Genomic DNA, 269 nt, shown 5'->3' with positions numbered 1-269 from the left:
ATGACAAGGAGGCGGCCCGCCTGACGGGTATCCGCGTCAGCCGAGTCCTTCTCAGCGTCTACCTGGTGGCCGGAGTCGTGGTGGCGCTCACGGCGTGGATCCAGATCGGTCGCGACTACGGCTCCAGCCCGAATGCCGCCGTCGACGCGAACCTCAACGCCATCACCGCCGTGGTCATCGGCGGGACCAGCCTCTTCGGCGGTCGCGGCAATATCTGGGGCACCCTCCTCGGTGCGCTGATCGTCGGCGTGTTCCGCAACGGGCTCGCC

General features: G+C 68.4%; 1 protein-coding gene. It reads left to right on the top strand.

Annotation, left to right across the window (positions count from 1 at the left end; all coding sequences use genetic code 11):
* Window positions 1-269 (top strand): ABC transporter permease (locus SB717_RS36270; protein WP_410907856.1); only part of this gene is annotated, 269 nt, incomplete at both ends.

The sequence above is a fragment of the Priestia sp. SIMBA_032 genome, assembly GCF_046535215.1.
Lineage (GTDB): Bacteria > Bacillota > Bacilli > Bacillales > Bacillaceae_H > Priestia > Priestia aryabhattai.
The sequence above is the reverse complement of the archived record's forward strand: the minus strand, read 5'-3'. Positions and strand labels throughout refer to the sequence as shown.